This window comes from Candidatus Zixiibacteriota bacterium, from assembly GCA_029860345.1.
GTDB lineage: Bacteria > Zixibacteria > MSB-5A5 > GN15 > FEB-12 > JAJRTA01.
On record JAOUBJ010000004.1, the window covers coordinates 309,998 to 335,297 of the forward strand.

Here is a 25,300-nt window from a genome sequence, read left to right on the forward strand (position 1 = left end):
GTCATCGTACACTGATTATTCGAGTCACTGGTGATCGGTCCAGAGAGAAACAAGGGCCTCCAACAAAACGTCGATGCCCGCTTCGACCGCTTCAATGCATCCGAACGACAGCCGAAGAAATCGGCGAGGTATCCGAGCTTGCAGAGACACCGGGAAAAACGATTCGTCGGCCATGACCCGTATCGAATGCTCCCTGGCCAGGTGCTCCGCTATGTGGCGGGGTGTCAGCCCGGACCGTTGGCACAGTTTGTCAATATAGATCATCACGTAGAAACCGTGTTCGTGCGTTGCAACCAGTTCCATTCCATGTTCGGCCAGATCTGCTTGTCTAAGAGTATTCCAGGCGAGCTGTTTTCGGTTGCAGATGGTCTCAGCGATTTGGCTGGGTCCATCGGCGTGGTGCATCAGCAGGTAATGCAGAAACGTTTGCTTGATACTGGATGGCAGCAGCGACTGCCCGCTTTTCACCGCTCGCAATGCTGCCGAGAGTTCACGGTTGTAGGTAAAGGCAAATCCCAGTCGCAACCCGGGCATGCCCCAGGTTTTGGAAACACTGTCGCAATAAACTGTACGCTGTGGGTCCAAAGCCGCCAGCCCCGCTTGTTGATCCGAGGTATCCTCAAAACTGTGGTAGGCGATATCGGCGATGATGCCGCACTGCCGACGTTGTGCCAGGCGGTTGATAGCCACGGCCTCCGAGGCAGTCAGTACCCAACCCATAGGATTGTGTGGACTGTTAACAATGATAGCACCAACGTGTGCCTCTGTACGCTCCAATGCGCTTATAAAGTCGGTCATGTTGTAGGCCGTTATAGGCAGACTATCCTGCCGAGCGGCCGCCGTGATGGACCAATAAGGATAGGCGGGGACGGCATAGGCAATGGCGTGGCGACCGCTGTGCAGCGAAGGTCCTGCGAGAACCGAAACGGCGGTATAGATAGCATTGTGACAACCATCGAAGGCGGTGATGGCAACGTCTTTAAGCTCAGTGGAGCCGAGGAATCGATTGTAGCCGGCGGCCAGTTGTTCGAACAATGTATTCAATCCAGCCGTCCCGCCGTACTTAAGCATGCGCTCACCGGGGCCACCGGAGTCAATGAACTCTTTATACCACCTGACGAGGTTGACACCCTCGACACCTTTGATCTCGCCCAAACCGAAGTCATGTCGGATCACATTTGCCCTTTGGTTGGTGCCGAGATACTGTCCGTAGAAATGCGCAACGTTCAAGTCGTCCAATCGCCGGGCGACATCGGGGCTGATAGGCGCTTTGGTTCCGACGGACTCTCCGAAAGCACGACCCTTTGTTGCCGGTCGTTCAGCCGACGGATAATAATAGTCAACCAATGGTTCGGCCAGGTGATGGATGCTGTCGACACCGTAGACGTCGATCACCCGTTGGACGAGATCGAGATCGTTGTGTCGTCGATAGGGCCGCCGTGAACCCTGGTACCAGTTGATGTTCTCTCTGCTTGGATGTTCGGTACGCCAGAGACAGCCGAGTCCGGCAAAGATACTCGACCGATGCATGATTTCATTGGTATCGATGTAAATCTCATAGCCCAGCTTCGACGGTTCAAGCTTCTCGTACGAAAACAGCGTGGTAGTTTCATCGTGGCTGACCAACCGACGCTTGTCGATACTGATCACATGCCGGCATTCCTCAGCCGAATGATGATTGGTCGAATCACAGTGAACGAGCATGATACTGTCATCATCAATCAGGATGGCCCCTAATTTCTCCAGAAAGCATGCCGACCAGCTGTTATCGGCATCGAGGTAGGCGATGAAAGTTCCGCGCGCAATCCTCAGGCCGTCGTTGCGCGGTTCCCACCTAATCAGCGCTTGGCGGCTGTTCTCGGGGTTCTGTATGACCTTGATCCGCTTATCGACCGACGCATAACTCATCATGATTGACAAAGTGGCGTCGGTAGAGGCGTCATCAACCAGAATGAGCTCGAATAGATCGTGCGTCTGCGCCAGCACGCTTTCAATCGCATCGGCCAGAACAGCTTCTTCATTGTAAGCCGGCATAATGACGCTAATCAACGGCTGTGTTATCATGATATCATTCTTGAGGTCACGAATGCCGACTTGCTGTGTCGTTTCCGATGGCGATGACCGCGTCCAGACAGTCGCGCACGATGTCGAAAGTGTTATCAGGATTGCCGAACATCATACGCAAAGGATGGATCGTTGCGCGAGAGTCACTCACCGCGTTTTCATCGTCCTGCGCCGGAAATGTATGCAAAAAGTATTCGGTTTCGTGGTTGAGTTTTCGATGGATCTCCTGGTTCAGTTCGTTCAGTGCGGAAGTGTCTCGCCAACGGTCACCGGGAGGACGATACATGAAAGCCACGGCGTTGTGCTGCACCTCGGAATTGATGAGAACCAAGTCGGGATGATCGCGGACGATTGTGGAGGCTTGCAAAGCCAGTTCATGACGGTGATCGATCTCCGAAGCAAGGCGCGCCCAACCGAAGTGCTTGAGCATGAACCAGAGCTTCAGCGCCATGAAACTCTTGCTGCCGATTACCGGCGTAAACGAACCAAACGACTCCTCGCCCATTTTTATGACTGTCGCGCCCGAGGTGACGTAGGACAAGTGGGACGGATCATGAAGAAAGAACAGGCTGAGATTGTAGGGCACCATCAGAACCTTGTGCGGATCGAGAGAAACACTTTGAGCGGCTTCGAGCCCATCGTGCAGATGGGAGCGGTTGGGACTGAACAAACATTGACAACCCTGGCAGGTATCGACATGAACCCACAACCCGTACCGAGCCGCGATATCTGTAATTGTTCTCAAATCGTCAAAGGCCATCATGCGGCTGTCGCCGGCAACGGCAAAGATGCACATGATTTCCTCACCGCGTGAGAGCACCCGTTCGATTTGTCTGGGAAGATCGCCAGTGTCCATGCGGAAGTTCTTCGTCTCGACATCGCAAAGAGCCTCTTCTTCGAGACCAAGATCGGTACGCTGTGCGGCGGTCAAATCACGATTGCCAAGTCCGAGCATGTAAAGCGAACGTCTTAGCGAGTAGTGGGTAAAGGGGCGGTTGCCCAGCACGCGCACGCGTCTGGGCTCATAGATGCGGTTTTCCTTGGCCAGCCTCGCCCTTAGATTCTCTCTCGCCGCCAGTAGACAGCTGTAATTGGCATTCGATCCGCCGAAAACAAAGGCGCCACCGGCATCCGAGGCATAGCGCCCGTTCTCACGACAGGGAAACCCGGTGAGCTTTCGCAACTGTTGCAACAACTGCAATTCCAGGTCCGTGGCCATCGGCGAGAACTCTTTACTGGCCAGATTCTGCTGAAGAAAGGCCGAGGCCAGATCACCGGCAACGGCAGCCACAGAGTTGCCACAATCGGGATGGGCGAGAAACGTTCGTGAACCGAAGTTAAGAGAAAACTGCATGACGTGCTGCTCAAACTGGTCAATGATGTCACCCAGCGGCTCTCCATCTTTCGTTACCTCAGCGGCGCGGCGCATAGCATCAACATCAGTCGGAGTCGCCTTGGCGGGCAATGAAGGCCCCTGCTTGAAAGAGCAACAGACCTCGATTAACTTGCGAAACTGGTCGGTGACAAACGATTTTTCCGCGGAGCTCAACACCACCGGTTCTCTTGCCATACTGTCCTTTCGCATCGATCCAAAACCATCATACGATCGCTCTGCCGCGATGAATATCCGGATTCCTGCAAACATCTTTGATCAACTGTTCCGCCGCCAGAAGCTCAGGCACAGTGGTGAACTTATGGGCAAAGGCTTCCTCGGCGCCGGTATCCAACAGCGTAATCGCACCCAAACGCGGCAGCAGCAACATGTACTCCACCGCTTCTGCGTTCTTGTCGTCAATATCATGCTCGTATACATCACGCACGATTCGACGAGCGCGATTCATAGTTTCCTCAGTTACACCCCCGGTAGCGAGAATCATGAACATACAGACAATTCGGCCGGCCAACGGATGCCACATTAGTTTCTCAAAGTCAATCAGATACAATCTGCCGTTTTCGACAATGCTGTTTTTGACTTCCGCGTCGAGATTACCGTACATCCATGTGTCCCTGGAAAACGAACGGTTGGCCCCGGTAATCAGATCATCAAAGATGCGTGACTCATGATCGCTGAATTCGGCGTGTGGCTTTCGGAGGATGTCCTGAGTTAAAAAACGCAGAATATAATCTCGGTAGAACTGTTCGAACGGGCGTGGGTCCGGCTGTGGCGGGTCTCTGAGTTCTCGCAGGTGGTGATTGGCTTGTTTGTGGCTGGTGCACAGTCGTTGTAGATACTGTTCCTGTTGGGCGGCGTCCAGGTCTTCCATGACTTCCAACAGAGACCTGCCGGACAGACGCTCCATAACAAAGAACCTGTGTCGATCACAACAAGCCACAATCTCAGGAACGTCCAGGCCATGCCGGTGCAAGAGCGTCAACGCGGCTTTGTCGTTCTGATACGACCGTTCATGGTCAAGTTGGTCATTGGGGCGGAACCACTTGAGGATGAATCGATCATCGATTTGAAAGAGCTGGTTGCGCGAGTCACCATCGACAAAGCGAATAGGCACAACCGTTGTTCCCCATGGCATGCAGCCGTGATGCTCTGTGGTGACGCCGAGACTGTCGGCATCGGTGAGATTCTCGGGGCAGAGTTCAGTGTGGAGGCAGTTGAACTTCATTTGGTGCGTCTTATCATTGTCTTGTCAATGGTCGACCGCGGTAATCCATCACTGGCCGCTACCTTTGTTTTGAAGTGAGGCGGCGGCCTCAGCGTGATGTTGCGCCTTGACGACATCACCGGTCTGTTCATACAGACGGCTCAGCATCAGGTGCGCCTGAACCAGAGTGAAATCCAAATCCACGGCTTTGGCCAACACCACAGCGGCGGTATCAAATTGCTGCTTTCGAAGCAAGCATGTCCCCAGATTCAGGTAGCCGAGCGCAAATTCCGGATTGAGCATGATCGCCTGCGTAAACTCACTCTCAGCTTTATCATGCTCACCGACTCTTTGATAAACGCTGCCCAGATCGCTATGGATCTCCGGTGAAGTGGGGTTCAAAGCCAGTGCGGCTGCGAATTCTTCGATTGCTTCCCGCCACATGCCGCGGCCGACATAGGTGGTACCCATTGTGCGATGAGCCAGGAACGTTTGGGTGGCATCAGGATGTTGCTGTACGACCGACTGCAACAACGCCACCTGTGAATCCCAGTCACGATTTCTGTCCACCGTTAGCACCGAGTAGGTACCCACGATGGCTACCATCGCGGTAGTTGCAGCAAGCCGCCACCTGAGTCCGCTGAGCGCAAGGGCGCCCTCGACAAACGGACTGGTGAGCACCAAAGCGAGCACCAAACAGAAGCCAAGTGAAGGAAGATACAAGTAACGTTCGGCCAGTAGTGGACCTTCTTCGAGCGCCACCAGATTGGAAATGGGCAATAGTGACAGAATGACCCAGGCAATGCCGAACGAAAGCAGGCGACTGCGACGCCACAACCAGACGACGGCAGCCAACAACAATACAACAAGCAGCATTGGGCCGGCTGTGGGTGGATCGTTGAGCGAACGCGACCAGTTGAAGTCGAAGATCAATGCATAATTGAGATCATAAGGCAGAAGTAGCTTCCAGATGTGCTCGGAGTATGTGCGCGTCATGGTGAGAGCCTGCACACCCCAGCCCACCTGTTTACTCATCAGCGACGAAGCCGCGCCGGCCATGCCCTGCGCCCCAAGGTAGATGACACCGATGACCACAGCGGGCGCCAGCGGATAGATAAACTTCGAAATCCAGCCTTCACCCTGGGGTCGGGGTCGGAAATATATTTCATAGGTCAGCCAGATCAACGGCGCTGAGATGGCAGCCTCTTTGGACATCAGAGCCAGAAGGAAACATACGATCGCCGCCCAGTAGTGACGATACGACCCGACGCCGTCGGGCTTTCGAAACTTCATATAGAACACAAGTGATGCCAGGAAGAAGACGGCCATGATTACATCGGTTCGTCCGGCGATGTAGGCCACAGCTTCGGTATGTACCGGATGGGTGGCGAACAGTATGGCCGCCACCAAGGCTGTCAGTCGGTTCGTCAACAGCCGGAAGACGACGAAAAACACGAGCAATACCGCCGTGCAATTGAGAGCAACGTTGGTGACATGAAAGCCGGTCGAGTTGGCGCCCCACAGATAGTAGTCGATCACGTTGAGCGTATAAGGGATCGGTCGGTATTGACCACCACTGGGGACAAAAAGACGGCTGATCAGAGTGGCGAAATCGGTATCATCCACCCACGATGTATCTTGCCACCTGAGTAGGTCGGCCGACAAAAAAGCTCCGGTCAAACTGTTGGCATAAACACCGAACGACACCAAGAGCAATAACAGTATACATGCCCACAAGGGGGCAGTGTCAGCTAACTTCTCAAGGTCCATGCCGATACCGACTTGTGGGTGTGCCCTACTGTTGGGATCCATCCTGCACTGCCTGCATCAGTGAACCGCACTGCTTAAGCTGTTGACGGCGGTTGGTAGCTTTGTGTACGATCGCCCGCAAGCCGTAGAACACCAACATGGTAAAGACTATGGTGCACAAAGTGGTGGCCTTTGCCACGCGACGAATGTAATCAAAACAGAGAAGCCATCCCGTCCTGCCATAGCGTCGGGCGACCGATTCCCGCGATGGTAAAATATACGCGCCGATATCCAAAAACTTTACCGCCCGAAAGTGTGTCATGGGATGTTCTCTGGTCAAGATAGATCGAAGTCGTTTGGCCACCGTCCCGGTTGATCGACCCGTTGATCCGGGGCGACCGAGCAACAGTGGGTAGAGTACGCTGGTGAGGCGACCGGGCGGTGACGGCTTCAACATGGCTACCGGCTTTTGGACCAGTGAGGCGCCGAACAGTTTTCCCAAACTTTCGAGCGTGCAACGCACCTCTGCCTGGACACCCCATTGGTAACATCGATCAAAAATCACATTCCAGTTCATGGACTTCTGCGTTTGTTTAAGCAACAGCAGGATTTCCAGGTACCACAACAGTTTCACCTGGCTTTCGGTGCTCAGGATTTCCTCAGCCCGGATCGACGAGAAGTCCCGCACGTATCGGCTGAAACAACTATGCTTATCGACATGGTAGCACAGATAAATCAACAGGTCTTCGTGGTTCATGATCCGAACAGGGCGGTCATCGAAAGACCATTCTTCAGAACGTTGCCAGACTCCCTCGGTATCGATATGCAAAACCCGGTATCGATCCTGTAGCGCCCAGTGCAACTCGACCACTATCGGCACCTTGCTACGGGGTTGGTGAACGAAACTCAGGTGGAAGTGTACGAAATGATAGAACCGCCTGGGGGCCGACTCGGCTTCGCAAGCAAATCCATGTTTTGTCAGCAGGGCGTCGGCTCGCGACATGTCCTCTTTTCGGACAAGCAAATCGATATCGGCCATTGGTCGCCAAGCCATATCCTGGAACACCGTGCGGGCCATGTACAGCCCTTTGAGTATCATGCAATCAATTGAAAGTTCTTTGAAAGATTTGGCCAGGCTCGACAGATGGTTGGCCAGGTCCAGATTGCGCGCACGGTTTTCTTCATAGATCGAGTCCAACACAGACCGAACCGTCTCGGGAATCCGCTCATCGTTGAGGCGGCTGAAGAGCGAATGCATCATCGGCGTCATCCGGTGGTGATTACCCAACGCCATCAGTCGACCCCAGTCCACCCCCGCGGACAAACATCGGCCAACTCGATCCTCTCTGGGCGGATCATTCAACAGGTCGGCCAAACTGATCAAGAGTTGTTCTTCTGTCGACAGCATAGTCTCAAATACCACCATGACCTGGTCATGTCGGCAGGTTTTAAGTCGATTCGGTTTATCCGAAACGGAAATGACGGCCCTCAGAAATCCCCGCCCTATGGAATTAGACAGGATGGGACAAAGAATCCGGCGAGCTACTTCCGGCCGCTGTGGTTTGAATATAATACCGAGCGCGAGATTTCCAAAGGTCCATTTGTGGACTTCAGTTCGTCCAGGCAGTCGAGGGATTCATGAGCACGGCCACCAATGGCTTCCACTTGCCATCCACGAGCATAAGGCCATCCAACCCGGCAACACGGAGTCCTTTCTTTTGAAACTAAGTAGAGGCTGTAAACATTCCGATAACAGTCATAACGTTGACGAAAGCCGCCGCCGGTTCTGTCGGTGAATTGTGGCTGCTGTCTTGACACCTTCGCAAACGCCTGTATATTGCGGGCAAACAGGAACCAGCCGGTTCCGGAGGACACGTGAGACCGCATCTTGCCCTGCTTTTATTGATTCTGATCGTCGAACCAGTCGGCGCTCAGGTTAGTATCAGGATCGCCCGACCGACACCGGTACCCCTGGCCACACAAGTGACCATTCCTGTTTCGCTCGACAACCCTTTGGGCGATTTTGAGATGGGTGGATTTGACCTGCTGTTGACATACGACGCAGGCTTCACGTTTCAAACCGTGAACAGCGGTCAGCTTCTGGATAGTTGCGGATGGGAGTACTTCACACACCAACATGGCGCTATTAACGATGTCCGCCTGGTGGCCATCGCCGACATCAACAACGGCCCCAACCATCCCACATGTTATGGCGACAGTGTGGGTACGCTGGCCGAATTGGTTCTGATAACGCCGTTCGATTCCTCCTATACCGGGACCTTTCTGCCCATTAGATGGATCTGGTACGATTGTGGCGACAACAGCGTGTCATCTCGCGGTGGCGACAGTTTGTGGATTTCAAAGGAAGTCTACGAATTCGACGGCACCGATGAATTCCCGATCTCGCAAGATACTTCGTTTCCCAGTCTGTTTGGAGCGCCCGAAATATGCCTCTATGAGGAGCAGGGCAATATCATTCGCCTCGTAGATTTTCACAACGGCGGCGTGATCGTTTCAGCCATAGATACCATACCACCGGTGATCCAATGCTTCGAAAACATAATCGTCGACAACGAAACCGGACAGTGTGGAGCTGAGGTTACTTTTGATATCACCGCCGTCGATAATCTGCCGGGCGTGAGCATCCAGTGTCTTCCGCCGTCCGGTGCCTGGTTTGACATCGGTGTCACCGTTGTCACCTGCATAGCTACTGACATCGGCGGCAATGTCGACAGTTGCAATTTCCTGGTCACGGTGCGTGATGTTGAACCGCCTACATCGGTTTGTCCTCCGGATATGACGGTACCGACCGATCCCGGCATGTGCGGAGCCGTTGTGTATTTTACTCCGGCCGCTTTGGACAATTGTCCCGGGGCGATTGTATCGGCCACCCCGGCTTCCGGTTCGTACTTTGCCGAAGGCACCACCACGGTCGGATGTCTGGCCCGCGACAGTTCCGGAAATGTGAACGTCTGCTTCTTTGACATTACCGTCGTGGATACCGAGCCGCCGGGTAGCAACTGCCCGTCGGAAATCACGGTTTTCAATGAACCGGGCGAGTGCTCGGCCGTTGTTGAGTTCGATGCGTCGGTCAGTGACAACTGTGAGGCATCGATACTATGTGCTCCCCCGTCGGGAGGCAGTTTCCCGGTCGGCAGTACCACCGTGACCTGTATTGCCGTCGATCGTACACAGAACGGTGACACCTGTTACTTTGACATCGTCGTGGTCGACACGCAGCCCCCGATCCTTGAGATTACGAGTGACACCGTGGTGGCCAATAATCCAGGTGAATGTCACGCCGTTGTCTCGTTCGCCGCAAGCGCATCGGACAACTGTCCCGGGGTTGAGATACTATTCGATCCCCCGCCGGGATCATTGTTTGGGATGGGCACGACAGCCGTCCAGGCCGTGGCAACCGACGCCTCCGGACTGGTCGACAGTGGACAGTTCAACGTGATCGTGGTTGACTTGGAACCGCCGGTCATACTCTGTCCGAGCGATGTTTCTGTGGTCAACGACTCCGGTTACTATGGTGCTGTTGTCCACGCTCACCTCTTTGCCAGTGACAACTGTAGCCAGGTGACGACTTCAACCGATCCGCCGTTCGGCACCCTCTTTGAGATCGGTACGACCACCGTTACCGCGACGGCGATTGATTCTGCAGGCAACACCGACACCTGCTACTTCAACGTCACGGTTCTTCTCAACGATCCGGACAACGACAGCCTGCCCGACTGGGACGACAACTGTCCCTCCGTGTCAAATCCCGATCAGGACGATACCGACAGCGACAACATCGGCGATGCTTGCGACAACTGTCCCGACGCGGCCAACGCTTCGCAGAGTGATAGTGACATTGATGACGTGGGAGACGCTTGCGACAATTGCCCGGAAGCAGCCAATGCCGACCAGGCCGATCTCGACAACGACACAGTCGGTGATGCCTGTGACCCGTGCCCCAACGATCCGGCTAACGACGTCGATAGCGACACGGTGTGCGGCGATGTCGACAATTGTCCCCAGACACCGAATGCGAATCAATCCGACACCGACAATGACGGCGTCGGCGACGCTTGTTGCTGCCTGCACCGAGGCGACATCGACCACCAGGGTGGCGCCTCACCTATCGACATATCTGATTTGGTTTGGATGGTAGACTACATGTTTTCAGGCGGCCCGGCACCGGGCTGTCCGATAGAGTCCGATGTTGACGCCGGCGGCGGTTCATCGGTTGACATATCCGATTTGGTCTATCTCGTCGACTTCATGTTTTCAGGCGGCCCGCCGCCGCCGGTTTGCCCCACAATTTGATCATTGACAGCGGGGTTGGTTTGTGCCAACCTGTCTTGTTCAGAGCAGCAACTGCTTGAGGATAGTATCCTTTTGTAAAGGAGTCAGCTATGTTTCGTTTGCTATGTATCGTTGCAATGATGTTCGCTTTGTTTGTCCCGTCAGTGGTCGCTACCGACGGTCCAGCAATCCCCCGCCGTCCCGTGCACACATATTCAATCGTGGCTTTCGACTCAGTCACCGGCCAGTTCGGCGCGGCTGTGCAGTCGCACTGGTTCAAAGTCGCGGATGTCATCTGGGCCAGATCGGGCGTTGGGGCGGTGGCCACGCAGTCGCTGGCTGATTTCAACTACGGTCCCCTCGGTCTGGCCATGATGCAGGCGGGCAAGAGCGCTACACAAGCCATGGAGGGTGTACTGGCCAGCGATCCACAAAGTCGCGTGCGACAGGTGGCCATGATCGACAAAAACGGCCAAGCCTTAGCTCACACCGGGAGCCATTGCATCGACGAAGCGGGGCACCATGTCGGTCATCACTACTCGGTCCAGGCTAACCTGATGGAAAAAGCGACCGTCTGGCCGGCCATGGCCGAAGCATTCGAAAACAGCAATGGTGACTTAGCCGAACGGATGCTGGTCGCGCTTGAAGCGGCTCAGGCCGAGGGTGGCGATATTCGCGGTAAGCAGTCGGCGGCCTTGTTGGTGGTTAGCGGTGAACCGACCGGACGAGATTGGAGTGACCGGTTGTTCGATTTGCGCGTGGATGACTCACCTGAGCCGCTGGTTGAACTGCGCCGCCTGGTCAAAGTTGCGCGCGCCTATGAACACATGAACCAGGGAGACTTGGCTATTGAAACCGGGGATTTCACGCGCGCCGAACGAGAGTACGGTATGGCCGCAACATTGGCCCCGGGAAACCTCGAGGTACGCTACTGGCAGGCCGTGACTTTGGTCGGTGTTGGTCAGACCGATATGGCCCTGCCGATTTTCAGAGATATCTTTGCCCAGGACAGTAAGTGGCGCGACCTGATCCCGCGGCTGGTAAAAGCAGAGTTGCTCCAAGCCGACAGTGCGGTGATTGAGAAGATCATGAAACAGTAAACACACAATTGTGAAACAGCCTTGCCCGGTGTTCGTACCGATCAATGTTGACCAGATAGCGTAAGATAAAGACAAGCGGTGCAGCCAGACCACCGCCGCCCTGCCTCGTAATCGGAGACAATCGAGAGATGAATGACATACGAATTATCCCCGAAGAGGACTTCGACAGGTTCTTCGATATCTTTCTCGACGCCTATCCCGGTATCCACTCCGGCTCGGCCGATGATAGAGAGAGACTCAAACCAAGGTTCTTCCGCCGCCATGACGACCCCCGCGTTTCGCTGTGGGGTGTTTATCGCGATGGTGAGCTGGTGGGCGGTGCCCGGTTTTTCGACTTTGACATGAACCTCCACGGAACCCGTGTTCTCACCGGCGGAATCGGCTGCGTGGCGGTCGATCTTTTGCACAAGCGTGAGCATGTTGCGCGCGATTTGATGCAGTTCTTTGGACAACACTACCGCGACCGCGGCGCACCGTTGACCTTGCTATGGTCGTTCCGACCCGACTTTTACAAACAGATGGGTTACGGGCTGGGCACACGAATCAATCTCTACGAAATCAAGCCCGAGAACTTTCCCAAAGGTGACAGTAAAGAACACATCCGTTTCCTGACCAAAGAAGACATTCCGGCCATCAACGATTGCTACAATCGGTTCGTTGACCTTAGTCACGGGATGATCGAGGAAACCGTTCAGGCTCGCGAGATAGGTTGGGAACTTGGCGGCGGCGTCACAAGGTGGCTTGGATATGAGAAAGATGGACGTATTCTGGGCTATCTTACTTTCCGCTTTGTGAAAGGCGGTCATGACTCGTTCATCGATAACCAGATGCACGCGATATTGGCCGTATACGAAAGTCCCCGGGTACTGTCTCAGTTGCTGACGTTTTTGCATTCACAATTCGACCAGATCGGTCTGATCAAGCTGCGGACATTCGATGACAACTTCCACCACCTTTTGAAGGACCCTCGCAACTCAAGTCGTAATCTGATTCCCTCGGTCTATCATGAAACGCACAAAAGCGGTACCGGGATCATGTATAGAATTGTTGATACCCAAAAGCTGTTTGAGCTTCTGGCCGACCACAATTTCGGATGGCAGAGTTGTAAACTCAAACTGACCACCGAAGACAGTTTCATGCCCGCCAACAACGGCAGTCTGGTGTTGCATTTTGATGGCGGCAAACCGCAACTTATGGCTTCCGATGCCGAGCACGATGTCGAACTGACTTTGAACGCGGCCGATATGTCGTCGCTGATAATGGGTGCGATCGACCTTAAGAGTCTGTACGATTATAACCTGGCTGTGCTGTCGGACGACTCTTACCTTGACACCCTCCACAAACTGTTTGCCGCCGACAGTCGCCCCATCTGCACCACGGACTTTTGAGGGGGGGTCCGACAAGGACTCCCCACTTGCGTTTCCGGGCGTTTCCCCCGTTATTGTCTATACTGAAATAACAACCATCAGGAAAGGCGATTGATGACTACCGATACCAAAACCAAGCCCAAGAAACTGCTCCAGCGCGAAGATGTAAACGACGGCCTCAAATGGAACCTGGCTGACATCTACGCCACCGAAGAGGCGTGGGAAGCAGATTTTTCAAAGGCGCAAGAGATACAGAAAAAAGCCCAGGCTTTCGCCGGGAAACTGGCCGAGTCACCGGCCACACTGTACGCCTGCCTGAAAACGCGCAGCGACCTGGGGCTGATCTGTTCAAGCCTCTATCAGTATGCGCATCTCAATCGCGATCTGGACAACCGCCAATCCAAATATCAGGCCATGAGCGACCGGGCGGCTATTCTGAACTCTGAAGCCTCGGCTGCTTTTTCGTTTATCGAACCGGAACTGCTTCAGATCGACGAAACCAAACTGCTTGAAATGATCGAGCAACTAGATAAACCCGATGAGTACGACTTCTACATCAAAGAGCTGATCCGTAGCCGCAAGCATGTGCGCTCCGAAGAGGTCGAAGAGCTTCTGGCCCAGTCAACGGTTATGGCCCGCAGTTCCGAGTCGATCTTCACCATGCTCAACGACGCCGATCTCAAGTATCCGACCGTCAATGACGAAGACGGCAACGAAGTCATGCTTACCAAGCAGCGTTTCGCCAAGCTCATGGAGTCATCCAACCGTCGCGTTCGTCAAGAGGCGCATGCTGCCTTCTACTCGGTTTACAGCGATCACTTGAACACAACCGGCGCCGCCTTGGCCGGTGCTGTTAATCGTGATGTCTTTTACAGCCGCGCCCGCCGGTACGACAACTGTCTTGAGGCGGCCCTTGATGGTGACAATATTCCCGCCCGTGTGTATGAATCCCTGATTGAAACGACCGAGGCACATCTGGATGGGTTGCATCACTATGTATCCCTGCGCAAACGACTGTTGAAACTGGATGAAATCAGGACCTTCGACCTGGTCTGCCCGCTCTTCCCCGAACGTGATTACGAAGTACCATACGAGCAGGCCGTAGAGCAAACGATCCAGGCGTTGGAGCCGCTGGGACCTGCGTATGCGGAGATGCTGCAACACGGTTTTGGCTCACGCTGGGTCGATGTGCGCGAGACCGAAGGAAAAGGGAGCGGCGCCTACAGTTGGGGTAACTACAGTTGCCATCCCTTTGTCTTGATGAACTACAACGACACTGTCGACAACATGTTCACCCTGGCGCACGAGATGGGCCACGCCCTGCACAGCTACTACTCCAATCAAAAACAGCCGTATCCAAAGTCGCAATACTCGATTTTCGTGGCCGAGGTAGCATCTACTCTGAACGAAGGTCTCCTGGTGCAGCATCTTTTGTCCAAAGCGACCGATAAGCTCGATAAGTTGTACATTCTCAACCGCCACGTCGACAACACGCTGGGGACATTTTTCAACCAGGTGATGTATGCGCACTTCGAACTGGAGATCCATCGGCGGGTAGAAAAGGGTGAGGCCTTGTCACCTGACTCAGTGAACGACTTATGGACCGAGTTGACGAAAAAGTACTTTGGACCCAATCTGTCGTTTGACGAACTGAGCGGTCTCAAGTGGAGCCGTGTGCCGCACTTCTATTTGAATTTCTACGTCTTTCAATATGCGACCTCGTATGCAGCCTCGCAGGCTATCCTGGATAAGTTCCTCGCCGGCGAAGAAGGATTGATCGAGAGATACCTCAAGTTGATCTCTTCCGGTGGTAACGATCATCCGATCGAACAACTCAAACTATGTGGTGTCGATATGACGACACCGGCCCCGGTCGAGGCGACACTTAAACTGTTCGCCGACCAGATTGACGAGATGGACCGCTTGACGTAATAAGCCCACACACAAACTGCGTCAGCCCGGCGAAAGAGCCTGTTGACAAACCCACACTTGTCGTCATTGCGAGGCACGTCTTGCGTGCCGCGGCAATCTCACTTCGCTATGTTACAAGTAGTATGAGATTGCCGCGCTCCCTTCGGTCGTTCGCAATGACTGGGATTTGGACTGATTCAACACCCCGGCGAAGGCCGGGGTCCAACCCCCATCCCAATCCACTGGAGGAATCGGCGGTGAATCCGCATTTGCTCAGAACTGAGGCAAAGGGATGGTCGATACGCCTGCGGCTCCGATTCGGAGGTCAAGACCAACCAAACTCTTGTTCAACCCGGGGGAAGGTTTTGCCGATATATTCGGTATGAGCATCGAAACAAAGAAGCTATTAAAGAACATCCTCGCGACCCTGTACGGAATAGTGGCTCTACTGCTCCTTATCGCGACGGCCTGGGTGCTGTTTACAGGCGGCGAAATCAAGGTGGTCCCGGCGGTTCCCGTGTTCTTCTCTGGTTTGTTGGCATACCTTGGGCTTTTCACAGCAAGCCTTGCCTACGGTCTCTGGAAATCGAAGAAGTGGGGCTACCGGCTGCACACCAACACGATGATTTTCCTGATTCCTCTCCTTTGTCTTTCCAGTATCAAATTCGGTTTGATGCTTTGGCGACTAAAAGACCTCTTGCTCCTTTCGCTGCTTCTACTTGTCACCGCTTTGGCCATCGCTGCCCAGTGGTTTCTGCGTCGCAATCGCGACGGTGTCTTGTTCCCGACCGGTTCAGTATCAAAAAGGGCGGCGGGAGCGGTTCGAGGGGCTCTGATAGTCCCGGTAGTACTCCTACTTCCAATTCTGACCTTATCTTTGTTTAACACCGTCGAAATCCTCATTGGCCGCGATAGAGAGATGTTCGATAGCATTGAGAATGATCGGTTCCTGGTTGCTTCTTACCGGTACAGTCCAAGCTCATTCCCGGAGGAACCGCATACAGTGGTAGTGGTTGACAAGCGGACCATTCTCAGGGCGGAGAAACCTCTGTACCGACCAATCTTGGTGGCTGATTACCGGCTGAGCTGGTACGACTCAACGACCTTCATATTCGGTCCACCTGGAAAGCACCGCGCGCGAGTTATCAATCTGCTGAACCCCCCCGCCCCGTCCAGCTTTGCGTATTGGTCCAGCAAGTGTAAACACGATCACCAACCAGACGATCCGACTGTAGACACCACTCTGGCCGAGAACGAGCGATACGTCGTGACCACTCGTTCATCCCTTCCCGACTGTGCTGCAGGATGTGGCCCCAAGCGCTTGCTCTGCCGGGACAAGTTAGGTTCACCAGCGCAAGAGACGGTCCTTATTGAGGTCGCGGCGCTCGACTCTATTTCGGTGACATTTGCAGATTCCGCTGAATTGTCGGTGTTCGTTCGATTCAAAGATGGCCGCCGCCATTTGACCGAAGAGATAGGCTCGATCATCCACCACGACATCGATCTAAGCAGCCCACCCGCTGTGGCCGTTCAATACTAGCCCGTCAGTCTTTGACCCTCCAGTGTCGGTGGTCCACATCCCCCCGGGCTCCAGATACTGTCTCCCCGCCAGGTGTGCAGGAAAACCTGCGCTCCGCCTTGGCAAAAGGGCCTAAATTGCCTATATTAACTTAGACTCGACGACAAGACGGACTTCACTAAGCAAAACACAAGCACCTACAAACCGGAATACTCCCGGAGGTTTATTATGAATCCAGGTCGCATCCTTATCTTGGCACTCGGATTGGTATGCCTGCTGTCTCTGACAGCCGTCGCCGACGTGCCCACAGTTATCAGCTACCAGGGTCGCCTGACCGACTCAACCGGGGCGCCGGTGGATACGGTCGCGCCCATGATGTTCTGGATTTATGACGACACGCTGGGGACAAGCATGCTCTGGAACGAATCGCATGCGAGTGTGGTCGTTACGGACGGTTTGTTTACAGTGTTGTTGGGGTCGACCACGCCGCTGGATGCTTCGTTTTTCAACGGCGACATTCTGGGACTCGGGATCCGGGTAGGCGGTGCGCAGATTGACGAGTTGATCCCGTTGGTGACAACACCCTACGCCTTCCGCGCCGTACACGCCGACACCGCGAACTATGCTCTAGCTGGTGCCGGTGGGGGTGGTGTCTGGACTCTAAGTGGCGACGACATCTACTACAATGACGGCAACGTCGGTATTGGCACGGCGACACCGAACCACAAGCTCGACGTCAACGGCAACATCAATACCGACTCTGCTTATCTTGCCGCGGGCGATACCGTGCTGCACGCCACGGGCAACAACAGTATAGCCGTCGGAAAGGGAGCCGGTGTGAACAGCAGCGCTTCCTATTGCACCTTTGTGGGGGCCACCACCGGGCCCAACAACGAAGGGGGCGCCAACACGATGATCGGTCGGTCGGCCGGGTACTTCCATACCACCGGCGACCACAACACCTTTGTAGGTGCGGAGGCCGGGTACAACAATATCCTCGGCGACCGAAACACCATGATCGGCTATAGCGCCGGTCGCAACGCCGCCGGATCGGACAATGTCTTTCTGGGTCGCGGCGCCGGTTATGGTATCGCGGGTTCCGGCAGGCTGGTTATCGACAACAGTTCCACCGGGACTCCGCTGATTTCAGGTGATTTTACCACCAACAGTCTGGGCATCGGCGTCGCTGATCCGGAATCAAATCTGGAGGTAGCCGGTCGCGTCACTTCTTCGGGCGATTTGGCCGGATTCAAGTTCTATGACCGGAGCCCGAGTGCGGTGGGCGCCTGGACATGGTGGGCCGATAACGGTGCGGCTCGCCTGCAACTCGGCGGAGTCGCTGAACCGGAAGCGCTACGCATTACGTCCGCCGGCAATATGGGAGTCGGCACCACCGCACCGGGAGATCACCGGCTGCTCGTGGAGAACAGCAGTTTCCGGGTGCACGGGTCGACTGCATTCTTCAAAAGCAACCACGCCAACGGAATCGCCCTGATGGCCGAGACCACATCCGACGACGCTACCGCTGTCTTTCTACAGAAGGGCAGCGGCGATGCGTTGCGTTGCTTCTATATCGACGTTGATGAAGTCTGGAACTTCCTTTTCCGCGTTACCAATACGGGACGTGCTGTCTGCAATGAACTGGAACTTCTCGGCGGCGCTGATCTGGCCGAACCGTTCGCCATGTCCGGCGGCGAGGTCCCCGCGGGAGCGCTGGTTGTGATCGACGACCAGAATCCCGGCCGGCTAAAACTGAGCGACCGCGCCTATGACACGCGTGTGGCTGGGATAACCAGCGGCGCAGGCGGCGTCAAACCGGGCTTGACCCTCTCGCAGAAAGATGTGTTTGAGGACGGTCAAAACGTGGCTATCAACGGTCGCGTCTACTGTCTGGCTGATGCATCGTACGGGGTAATCAAACCGGGCGACCTCCTAACAACCTCAGATACACCGGGTCACGCCATGAGTGCCACCGACCGTGATCGCGCCTATGGAAGCGTCATCGGTAAGGCTATGTCGCCTCTCGATGACGGTCAGGGACTGGTACTCGTGCTGGTGAACTTGCAGTAGGGTGGGAGGTTAGTCATGAAGATACCTATCTTTACACGAACCGCCCACCAAGGGATGAAGCCTGTTCTGGCACAAGTGCTGTCAGGTGACTCGCCTGACAGTCTTCATGGAACAAAGCAGGTGTCGGGCGAGGTCGCCCAACACCACCTGCAAAGCCTCGCGTGGTCCCGTGCGTTCACCAAGACTACTCTCGTCGCGCTGGCAACTCTGGTGTTGATGTTTTCGGATGCCATGGCAACTCCTCCGACTGTAATCAACATCGAGATCGATTACATGGTACAAAGAAACGATGCCGGTATAGTCTTCACTCACGAACCGCAACAAATCGAAATCGATGCGGTGGTGCAGATGTTCGCTTGTCGTGGCATCACATGCAATATCATTGTCGATGACGAACTGCCATACATCGAAGTACTGCAGCGGGACCCCAACAATTCGGCCAATTTCTTCGGGTATACCGGCACCAACAGTTTCGGCCAGCTCAAACATCTGTTTCGGGATAACGGAGCTTGCTGGCATTACTGTATTTTCGGGCATCGTTATCAAGCCAACAACTATGATACCTCCAGTAGTTCCGGATTGGGCGAGCTGGGTGGTGATGACTTCATAGTCACGCTTGGAGCTTTCACCGATTCCATAGGCACACCATTCGATCGCGCCGCTACATTGGCCCACGAACTGGGGCACAACCTGGGCTTGAACCATTGCGGGAACATGAACTGCGGCCTCACCGGAAACACTACACCAAACTACCCCAGCACCATGAGTTACTTCTGTCAACTGGAAGGTGTTCGGACCAGGTATGTCGACATGGGGTTGGCCCCAAGGGACGCCAATTATCTGAAGGAGATCGACTTTTCATACGGCAGTATGTGCAACATCTACGAGGCGGACCTGGACGAGTTCTTCGGCATCGGTATGAAAAAGCTGGATTGGGATTGTAACGGTGCGATAGAGTTCGATAGTGTGGTCCAGGACCTTGATGGTGATACGCTCGGGGGTTGGTGCATATCCATGGGTCGTTTGTCGTACCTGAACGATTACAACGATTGGGCTGGTATCCAGGACAACACTTGCCCTAAGGACCCTCAGGAGCTTGACAACTTGCCAGAGATCTCGTGCATAACTTACGAGGAGCATCAGCAGTATTTGGCCGAACAACGTGGTGTCAGGGTGCAACCTGAACTCGCAGTCGAGCCTTGCAATGCCAACCGTATGCTCTGGGCTGTTCCGACTCCCGGTACATGGGGTGGTGGTTGGTGCAACAATCCATATAACGGATTCACGCAAGCCTACAACGCGGCCTGGGCCGGTGACATCATCTACCTGAAGTACGGCGTGTACAATGTTGCCTCGCCGACGATCCTGCTCGATAAACGGATGATCATTACGGCAACTCACAGCGCCCTGATCCGCCCGGTCGGGAAGGGGGGAGAGGGAAAGTAGAGCAAACACAGCGGTAGGGCGTAACCCTCATGCCGGTTCTGGCACCAAAGGTCATGTAGTGTCCGGCAGATGTCCACATCTGCCGCTCACCGCACGCACGGGCGTGGGCAGCGTGCCGTGTGCATGCTTCGACTCCGCTCAGCATGAGGTTACAAACGTGCGAAGCGCGAAGAAGTGATTTATCACCGCGTAGCGGCGGGCCTTGTGTCCGCCGACCTCTGTCACCCCGAGCGCAGTCGAGGGGGGCATCCCTCGGTGGGAGACAAGCCCCCACCCTATGCGACGTAGATAGGCTCGTGCTCGGCAGATGTCCACATCTGCTGCTTACCGCACGCAAGGGCGTGGGCAGCGTGCCGTGTGCATGCTTCGGCTCCGCTCAGCATGAGGTTACAAACGTGCGAAGCGCGAAGAAGTGATTTATCACCGCGTAGCGCGAGAGACAGGCTTGCCTGTTATCACCGCGTAATCACCGCGAACTCGTCGACCGACCAGTCCTTGTCGGTGACGTAAAGGCCGACGATATCGGCATCCAACTCCCAGCCGCGCAGACACTCCATACCGCGCCGCAAATGCCCCAGATGCTCTTCTTCCGAGACCGGATTGCCTGCGCAGTCGCCGTGCCCAACCAGGATGATCAACTCTGACTTATGCTTTTCCACCGATAGCTTAACTCGCTCTTTGATGGAGGGTAACTTGTCCGGGTTTCGCGTAGCCATCATCAGGTCGGCGCCCGGCTCGGTGATCAGGTCGACATAGTCGATTTGGTACGTTTCTTTGACAAAGTTGATAACCGGCAGTTGTGTCCGGCCATCGATACAGTTGATACATGTTGCGAATTTCGGCTCATCCAGGAATTCATCAAGTGAGGTCATGTGTATTGCCTTTCTGATTTGGTTAGACCGGCAAGATCGGGGGAAGGGGGGTGTATTGTCAATACTACTTTGGGGGGTCAGCCGGAGCGCTAGCGACCAAGACCCGCTCGCGGGCTGCCGGGCTTCAAAAACTCTTTACATGTGTCGATAATTCGTCTAAATTAGGCGGCTTTAGAGGAATATGACAATGAAGTTCGACCCGCTAAAAGACGATTTTACCATCCCCTCAGCCGAGGAGAAAATCCTCGAGTTCTGGACCGAGCAGGACGTCTTTCACAAATGTAACGAAGCCGCCAAAGACAGGCCGCATTTCGTCTTCTACGAAGGACCGCCCACGGCCAACGGCAAGCCGGGCATTCATCATGTCATTTCCCGCACTATCAAGGACCTGATCTGTCGCTACAAAGCGATGAACGGCTATCGCGTCGACCGTAAAGGAGGCTGGGACACACACGGGCTGCCGGTTGAGATCGAAGTTGAGAAGCAGCTCAAACTGGAATCCAAAGCGCAGGTTATCGAGTACGGTGTAGCCCAGTTCAACGCCAAGTGCAAAGAGTCGGTATTCAAGTATCTCGACCTGTGGGACAAACTCACTCGTCGCATCGGCTACTGGCTCGATCTCGATGACGCTTACGTAACGCTCAAAAACGAGTATATCGAAACGGTCTGGTGGATTCTCAAGAATTTCTTTGACCGTGATCTGATCTACCAGGGTTACAAGACGCTACCCTTCTGCCCACGTTGCGAAACCGGTCTCTCCAGCCACGAGGTCGCTCAGGGATATGAGATGGTCAAGGACCCGTCGATCTTTGTCAAGGTCAAAGCGGCTGACTCAGATTTCAGCTACTTGATCTGGACCACCACTCCCTGGACCTTGCCATCCAACGCCGCCCTCTGTATGCATCCCGAAGCCGACTATGTTATGGTTGAGCACGAAGAGGAAAAACTGGTCTTAGCCGAAGCGCTGGTGAACAAAGTTTTCGGTGAGGACAAAGAGATTCTCGAAAGCTTCAAGGGCACCGACTTTCTGAAACGAAAGTACGAGCCGTTGTTCGATACTTTCAAAGATCAAACCGACAAGGCTTTCTATGTCATCAATGCCGAGTTCGTTACACTCGACGACGGTACCGGCATCGTTCACATCGCTCCCGGATTCGGCGCCGATGACTATGAAATCGGCAAGGAATTCGGTCTGCCGGTACTTCAGGCCAATTCGGCTAACGGTATCTTCAAGGAGCTTAGCGGCAAGTACTCAGGCATGTTTGTCAAGGACGCCGATCCGATCATCATCAAAGACCTCAAGGTGGCCGGACGGATGTTCAAAAAAGAACAATACGAACACAACTACCCATTCTGTTGGCGTTGTCATTCACCCTTGATCTACATAGCGCGGCAGTCCTGGTATCTCAAGACGACCCAGTTCAAAGAGCAACTGATCAAGAACAACAATATCGCCAACTGGTATCCCGATGAGATCCGCTCCGGGCGGATGCTTGACTGGCTGGAGAACAACGTCGACTGGGCGCTCTCACGTGAACGGTTCTGGGGGACACCTATCCCGATCTGGGTCTGCGATGACGACAAGTGCGGCAAGACGCGCGCCGTCGGCTCAATCGAACAGTTGCACAAGGAAGCTACCAACATACCCGCTGATATTGAACTGCACAAGCCGATGATGGACGCTGTCAAACTAACCTGCGAGTGCGGCACAGAGATGACGCGCATCCCGGAGGTGCTGGATTGCTGGTTTGATGCCGGCTCGATGCCCTATGCTCAGTGGCACTACCCGTTTGAAAACGAACAGGAATTCAAGACCAAGTACCCGGCCGATTTTATCAGTGAAGCGGTCGATCAGACTCGTGGATGGTTCTATTCGCTGCTGGCTATTTCGACATTGCTTTATGATCAACCGCCGTTCAAGAATAATGTGGTGATGGAATTTGTGGTCGACAAAAAGGGCAAGAAAATGTCCAAACATGTCGGCAACGTAATAGACCCCTTCGAAACAGTAGACAAATACGGCGCCGACCCGACCCGTTGGTATCTGCTGGCCAATTCGGCCATCGCGGTGCCGACAAAGTTCAACCTGGACTCGCTGGCCGAGGTGGTGCGAAAGTATTTCGACACTCTGAGAAACACTTACTCGTTCTTCGCCCTGTACGCCAATGTCGATAATCTGGTGGATCGCGCAACCGAGGAAGGTCGGACAATTGAGGACTTCTTGGAAAGCCGGGCGGGCGATCCGGACCGCTTTGATCGATGGATTATCTCCCGATTCAACTCTCTTGCAAAACATGTAGGCGCCCAGCTGGACAAGTACGAGATCACCAAGCCGGTGCGCCAGATTCAGCATTTCGTCATCGAAGAATTGTCCAACTGGTACGTCCGCAACAACCGCCGCCGCTTCTGGGCCAAAGGTGATGACCCCTCCAAGATGCGCGCCTATCTGACGCTGTATCGAGTCTTGGTCGGCGTCTGTGAGCTTACCGCGCCGGTGACTCCGTTTGTCAGCGAACTTCTGTTCAAACAACTGATGGGCCAAACCAAGGAGGCGCCGCTGTCTGTTCACATGATGTCGTACCCCACCGCGGACGAGTCGCTGATAGATACCGATCTTGAGAAAACGATGGGCTTGGTGGAAAAAGCTGTCTCGCTCGGCCGGGCAGCGCGCTCACGCAAGAACCTGAAGGTCCGCCAGCCGCTCTCGGAGCTGATAGTCGGTCTCCCGGAGAAAGTCAGATTTGACACTCTGGATGGTTTTGCCGACATTATCAGGGAGGAGCTCAACGTAAAGAAGATCGGCCCGGCTACCGATCTGGCCGACTATGTCATATACTCGGCCAAACTGAATTTCAAAACTGCCGGATCACGGCTCGGCGGCGATGCCAAGGCGGCAGCCGGCCTGGTTGCTCAGCTCGGGTCAGAAGAGGTGGTACAGGGTGAGAGATCGCAACAGTTTAAGATTGCTTTGGACGGCCGTGAGGTCGTACTTTCTACAGAAGAAGTTCTGGTGATCAGGCAGGAGCGCGAAGGCTTCGCCGTTGAATCGGACGGCGCTTTGAGTGTGGCGCTGGTTACAGAACTTGATGACGATCTCGTTGATGAAGGATTTGCGCGCGAACTGGTTAACAAGATTCAGAACATGCGCAAGTCGAACGGTCTGGAGGTCACTGACCGGATTACAGTGGCGCTCAGATCGACCGAGCGCGTTAGCCAGGCAGTATCAAAACACGATGAGTTCATCATGGCCGAGACGCTGGCCGACGAACTGAAATTCTCATCGGGTGAGGAAATTGACGACGCCCAGGAGTGGAACATAAACGGCGAAAAGACATCGATATCGGTCGTGAAAGTATAATTCGGAGTTTCCCATGAGAAAAACCGAAATGAAGAAATTTACCAAGCTGCTTTTGGATAAGAAGCGGGAGTTGCTCAAAGAAATGGGCATCCTGATGGAGTCCCATGTATCGTCCACCATAAAAGACTCCACCGGCGATCTCTCATCATATTCCTACCACATGGCCGACCAGGGGACCGATGCCATGGAGCGCGAACTGGCTTTCATGTTCGCCTCCAAGTCCGGACGGTTGGTGTATCATATCGACGAAGCGCTCAGGCGCATCGAGGACGGCAGCTACGGCAAGTGTGGGTTGTGCAAAAAACAGATCAGCAAACCGAGACTGACTGCCGTACCACATGCCCGGCTATGCATCGATTGCAAGTCATCCGAAGAGGAAAAGAAGTCTGGCCCCCAAAAACGCTAAAAACCTCCTCTGGCCGCTCGTAATCATCATCGCGGTGTTACTCGCCGATCAAGTGAGCAAAATACTGGCCGTCCACTACCTGGCCGAATCGTCATCCGGGTCGGTCGAGGTGTTGGGTCGCTTTCTCATGTTCACGTTGGTGTACAACGAGGGCGGCGCCATGGGCACCAACCTGGGATCATCGACCTATTATCTAATAGCCTCCTTGCTCATTCTTCTCTTTCTGCTCTATTATGTGTACCTGGCCCGCAGCGATCGTATGCTGGCCAACACCCTCGCCTTTGTTGCCGGCGGCGCAATGGGAAACATAGTTGACCGCATTCGCCTTGGACGTGTGATTGACTTTATCGACGTTAATGTGCCGGACATCACACTTTTCGATTATGGATTGCAGCGCTGGTGGACCTTTAACATCGCCGACAGCGCTATCACCTGCGCCATAATCGTACTTCTGATCCGGATGATCTTCGGACGCAAAGATTCACTCACCGCACCTGATAAGCAACCGTCCGACATAGCCCTGAAACCATAGCAGCGAACGACTGCAT

The 25,300-nt window shown here is 54.5% G+C and carries 16 protein-coding genes; 10 read left to right on the top strand and 6 right to left on the bottom strand.

Translation table 11 applies throughout. From position 1 onward, the window contains the following. Positions 1–24: 24 nt before the first annotated feature. From OEV49_06395 to OEV49_06415, 5 genes are read right to left on the bottom strand one after another with little or no spacing between them, the layout of a single operon-like run. Positions 25–2,064, bottom strand: a complete 2,040-nt coding sequence (locus OEV49_06395) for an aminotransferase class I/II-fold pyridoxal phosphate-dependent enzyme (protein ID MDH3890696.1) — start codon at positions 2,062–2,064, stop codon at positions 25–27. Between the two features lie 16 nt (positions 2,065–2,080). Continuing rightward, positions 2,081–3,634, bottom strand: coding sequence for a pyridoxal-dependent decarboxylase (locus tag OEV49_06400; protein MDH3890697.1), 1,554 nt, complete (start codon positions 3,632–3,634; stop codon positions 2,081–2,083). A 28-nt stretch (positions 3,635–3,662) separates the two neighbouring features. Next, a complete protein-coding gene (locus tag OEV49_06405) occupies positions 3,663–4,682 on the bottom strand; it encodes a phosphotransferase (protein MDH3890698.1) in 1,020 nt (339 codons plus the stop codon). Between the two features lie 48 nt (positions 4,683–4,730). Then, the gene (locus tag OEV49_06410; GenBank protein MDH3890699.1) at positions 4,731–6,473 is read right to left on the bottom strand and encodes a tetratricopeptide repeat protein; all 1,743 of its coding nucleotides are present in this window, start codon (positions 6,471–6,473) and stop codon (positions 4,731–4,733) included. Next, positions 6,457–7,818, bottom strand: a complete 1,362-nt coding sequence (locus OEV49_06415) for a nucleotidyltransferase family protein (protein ID MDH3890700.1) — start codon at positions 7,816–7,818, stop codon at positions 6,457–6,459. The genes OEV49_06410 and OEV49_06415 overlap by 17 nt, the downstream gene beginning before the upstream one ends. Positions 7,819–8,285: 467 nt before the next feature. Between OEV49_06415 and OEV49_06420 the strand changes: the two genes are divergently transcribed. The 7 genes from OEV49_06420 to OEV49_06450 all read left to right on the top strand — a co-directional run bounded on the left by OEV49_06420 (position 8,286) and on the right by OEV49_06450 (position 20,116). After that, on the top strand, positions 8,286–10,724 hold the full coding sequence (locus OEV49_06420; GenBank protein ID MDH3890701.1) for an HYR domain-containing protein: 2,439 nt from the start codon (positions 8,286–8,288) through the stop codon (positions 10,722–10,724). A gap of 89 nt (positions 10,725–10,813) precedes the next feature. Next, positions 10,814–11,803, top strand: coding sequence for a DUF1028 domain-containing protein (locus tag OEV49_06425; GenBank protein ID MDH3890702.1), 990 nt, complete (start codon positions 10,814–10,816; stop codon positions 11,801–11,803). Between the two features lie 128 nt (positions 11,804–11,931). Beyond that, a complete protein-coding gene (locus OEV49_06430) occupies positions 11,932–13,191 on the top strand; it encodes a GNAT family N-acetyltransferase (protein MDH3890703.1) in 1,260 nt (419 codons plus the stop codon). A gap of 93 nt (positions 13,192–13,284) precedes the next feature. Continuing rightward, entirely contained in the window at positions 13,285–15,102 is a 1,818-nt protein-coding gene (gene pepF / locus OEV49_06435) for an oligoendopeptidase F (GenBank protein ID MDH3890704.1), read from the top strand. Positions 15,103–15,463: 361 nt separating this feature from the next. Beyond that, positions 15,464–16,621: a hypothetical protein gene (locus OEV49_06440; protein ID MDH3890705.1), complete on the top strand. Its 1,158-nt coding sequence runs from the start codon at positions 15,464–15,466 to the stop codon at positions 16,619–16,621. Positions 16,622–16,828: 207 nt separating this feature from the next. Continuing rightward, entirely contained in the window at positions 16,829–18,670 is a 1,842-nt protein-coding gene (locus OEV49_06445; protein MDH3890706.1) for a hypothetical protein, read from the top strand. A 15-nt stretch (positions 18,671–18,685) separates the two neighbouring features. Then, complete coding sequence (locus OEV49_06450) at positions 18,686–20,116, top strand: hypothetical protein (GenBank protein MDH3890707.1); 1,431 nt, start codon at positions 18,686–18,688, stop codon at positions 20,114–20,116. Between the two features lie 455 nt (positions 20,117–20,571). Here OEV49_06450 and OEV49_06455 read toward each other — a convergent pair whose 3' ends face one another. Beyond that, positions 20,572–20,988, bottom strand: a complete 417-nt coding sequence (locus OEV49_06455) for a hypothetical protein (protein MDH3890708.1) — start codon at positions 20,986–20,988, stop codon at positions 20,572–20,574. Between the two features lie 187 nt (positions 20,989–21,175). On the opposite strand from OEV49_06455, the gene ileS reads away from it, so the two are divergent. Genes ileS through lspA form a run of 3 tightly spaced genes read left to right on the top strand, consistent with a single transcriptional unit; the run spans position 21,176 to position 25,284 of the window. After that, positions 21,176–24,346, top strand: a complete 3,171-nt coding sequence (gene ileS, locus OEV49_06460; GenBank protein ID MDH3890709.1) for an isoleucine--tRNA ligase — start codon at positions 21,176–21,178, stop codon at positions 24,344–24,346. A gap of 13 nt (positions 24,347–24,359) precedes the next feature. Further along, on the top strand, positions 24,360–24,752 hold the full coding sequence (locus OEV49_06465; GenBank protein MDH3890710.1) for a TraR/DksA family transcriptional regulator: 393 nt from the start codon (positions 24,360–24,362) through the stop codon (positions 24,750–24,752). Beyond that, positions 24,685–25,284 (top strand): signal peptidase II, encoded by a 600-nt coding sequence (gene lspA, locus OEV49_06470; GenBank protein MDH3890711.1) that lies wholly within the window; start codon positions 24,685–24,687, stop codon positions 25,282–25,284. The genes OEV49_06465 and lspA overlap by 68 nt, the downstream gene beginning before the upstream one ends. Positions 25,285–25,300 lie beyond the last annotated feature (16 nt).

What these genes read in the sequence shown, in the direction of transcription:
- OEV49_06395 (MDH3890696.1), bottom strand. Translation starts at nt 2,064, where the DNA reads ATGATAACACAGCCGTTGATTAGCGTCATTATGCCGGCTTACAATGAA.
- OEV49_06400 (MDH3890697.1), bottom strand. Translation starts at nt 3,634, where the DNA reads ATGGCAAGAGAACCGGTGGTGTTGAGCTCCGCGGAAAAATCGTTTGTC.
- OEV49_06455 (MDH3890708.1), bottom strand. Translation starts at nt 20,988, where the DNA reads ATGACCTCACTTGATGAATTCCTGGATGAGCCGAAATTCGCAACATGT.
- OEV49_06415 (MDH3890700.1), bottom strand. Translation starts at nt 7,818, where the DNA reads ATGCTGTCGACAGAAGAACAACTCTTGATCAGTTTGGCCGACCTGTTG.
- lspA (MDH3890711.1), top strand. Translation starts at nt 24,685, where the DNA reads ATGCCCGGCTATGCATCGATTGCAAGTCATCCGAAGAGGAAAAGAAGT.
- OEV49_06405 (MDH3890698.1), bottom strand. Translation starts at nt 4,682, where the DNA reads ATGAAGTTCAACTGCCTCCACACTGAACTCTGCCCCGAGAATCTCACC.
- OEV49_06425 (MDH3890702.1), top strand. Translation starts at nt 10,814, where the DNA reads ATGTTTCGTTTGCTATGTATCGTTGCAATGATGTTCGCTTTGTTTGTC.
- OEV49_06445 (MDH3890706.1), top strand. Translation starts at nt 16,829, where the DNA reads ATGAATCCAGGTCGCATCCTTATCTTGGCACTCGGATTGGTATGCCTG.
- OEV49_06440 (MDH3890705.1), top strand. Translation starts at nt 15,464, where the DNA reads ATGAGCATCGAAACAAAGAAGCTATTAAAGAACATCCTCGCGACCCTG.
- OEV49_06430 (MDH3890703.1), top strand. Translation starts at nt 11,932, where the DNA reads ATGAATGACATACGAATTATCCCCGAAGAGGACTTCGACAGGTTCTTC.
- OEV49_06450 (MDH3890707.1), top strand. Translation starts at nt 18,686, where the DNA reads ATGAAGATACCTATCTTTACACGAACCGCCCACCAAGGGATGAAGCCT.
- OEV49_06410 (MDH3890699.1), bottom strand. Translation starts at nt 6,473, where the DNA reads ATGGATCCCAACAGTAGGGCACACCCACAAGTCGGTATCGGCATGGAC.
- pepF (MDH3890704.1), top strand. Translation starts at nt 13,285, where the DNA reads ATGACTACCGATACCAAAACCAAGCCCAAGAAACTGCTCCAGCGCGAA.
- OEV49_06465 (MDH3890710.1), top strand. Translation starts at nt 24,360, where the DNA reads ATGAGAAAAACCGAAATGAAGAAATTTACCAAGCTGCTTTTGGATAAG.
- ileS (MDH3890709.1), top strand. Translation starts at nt 21,176, where the DNA reads ATGAAGTTCGACCCGCTAAAAGACGATTTTACCATCCCCTCAGCCGAG.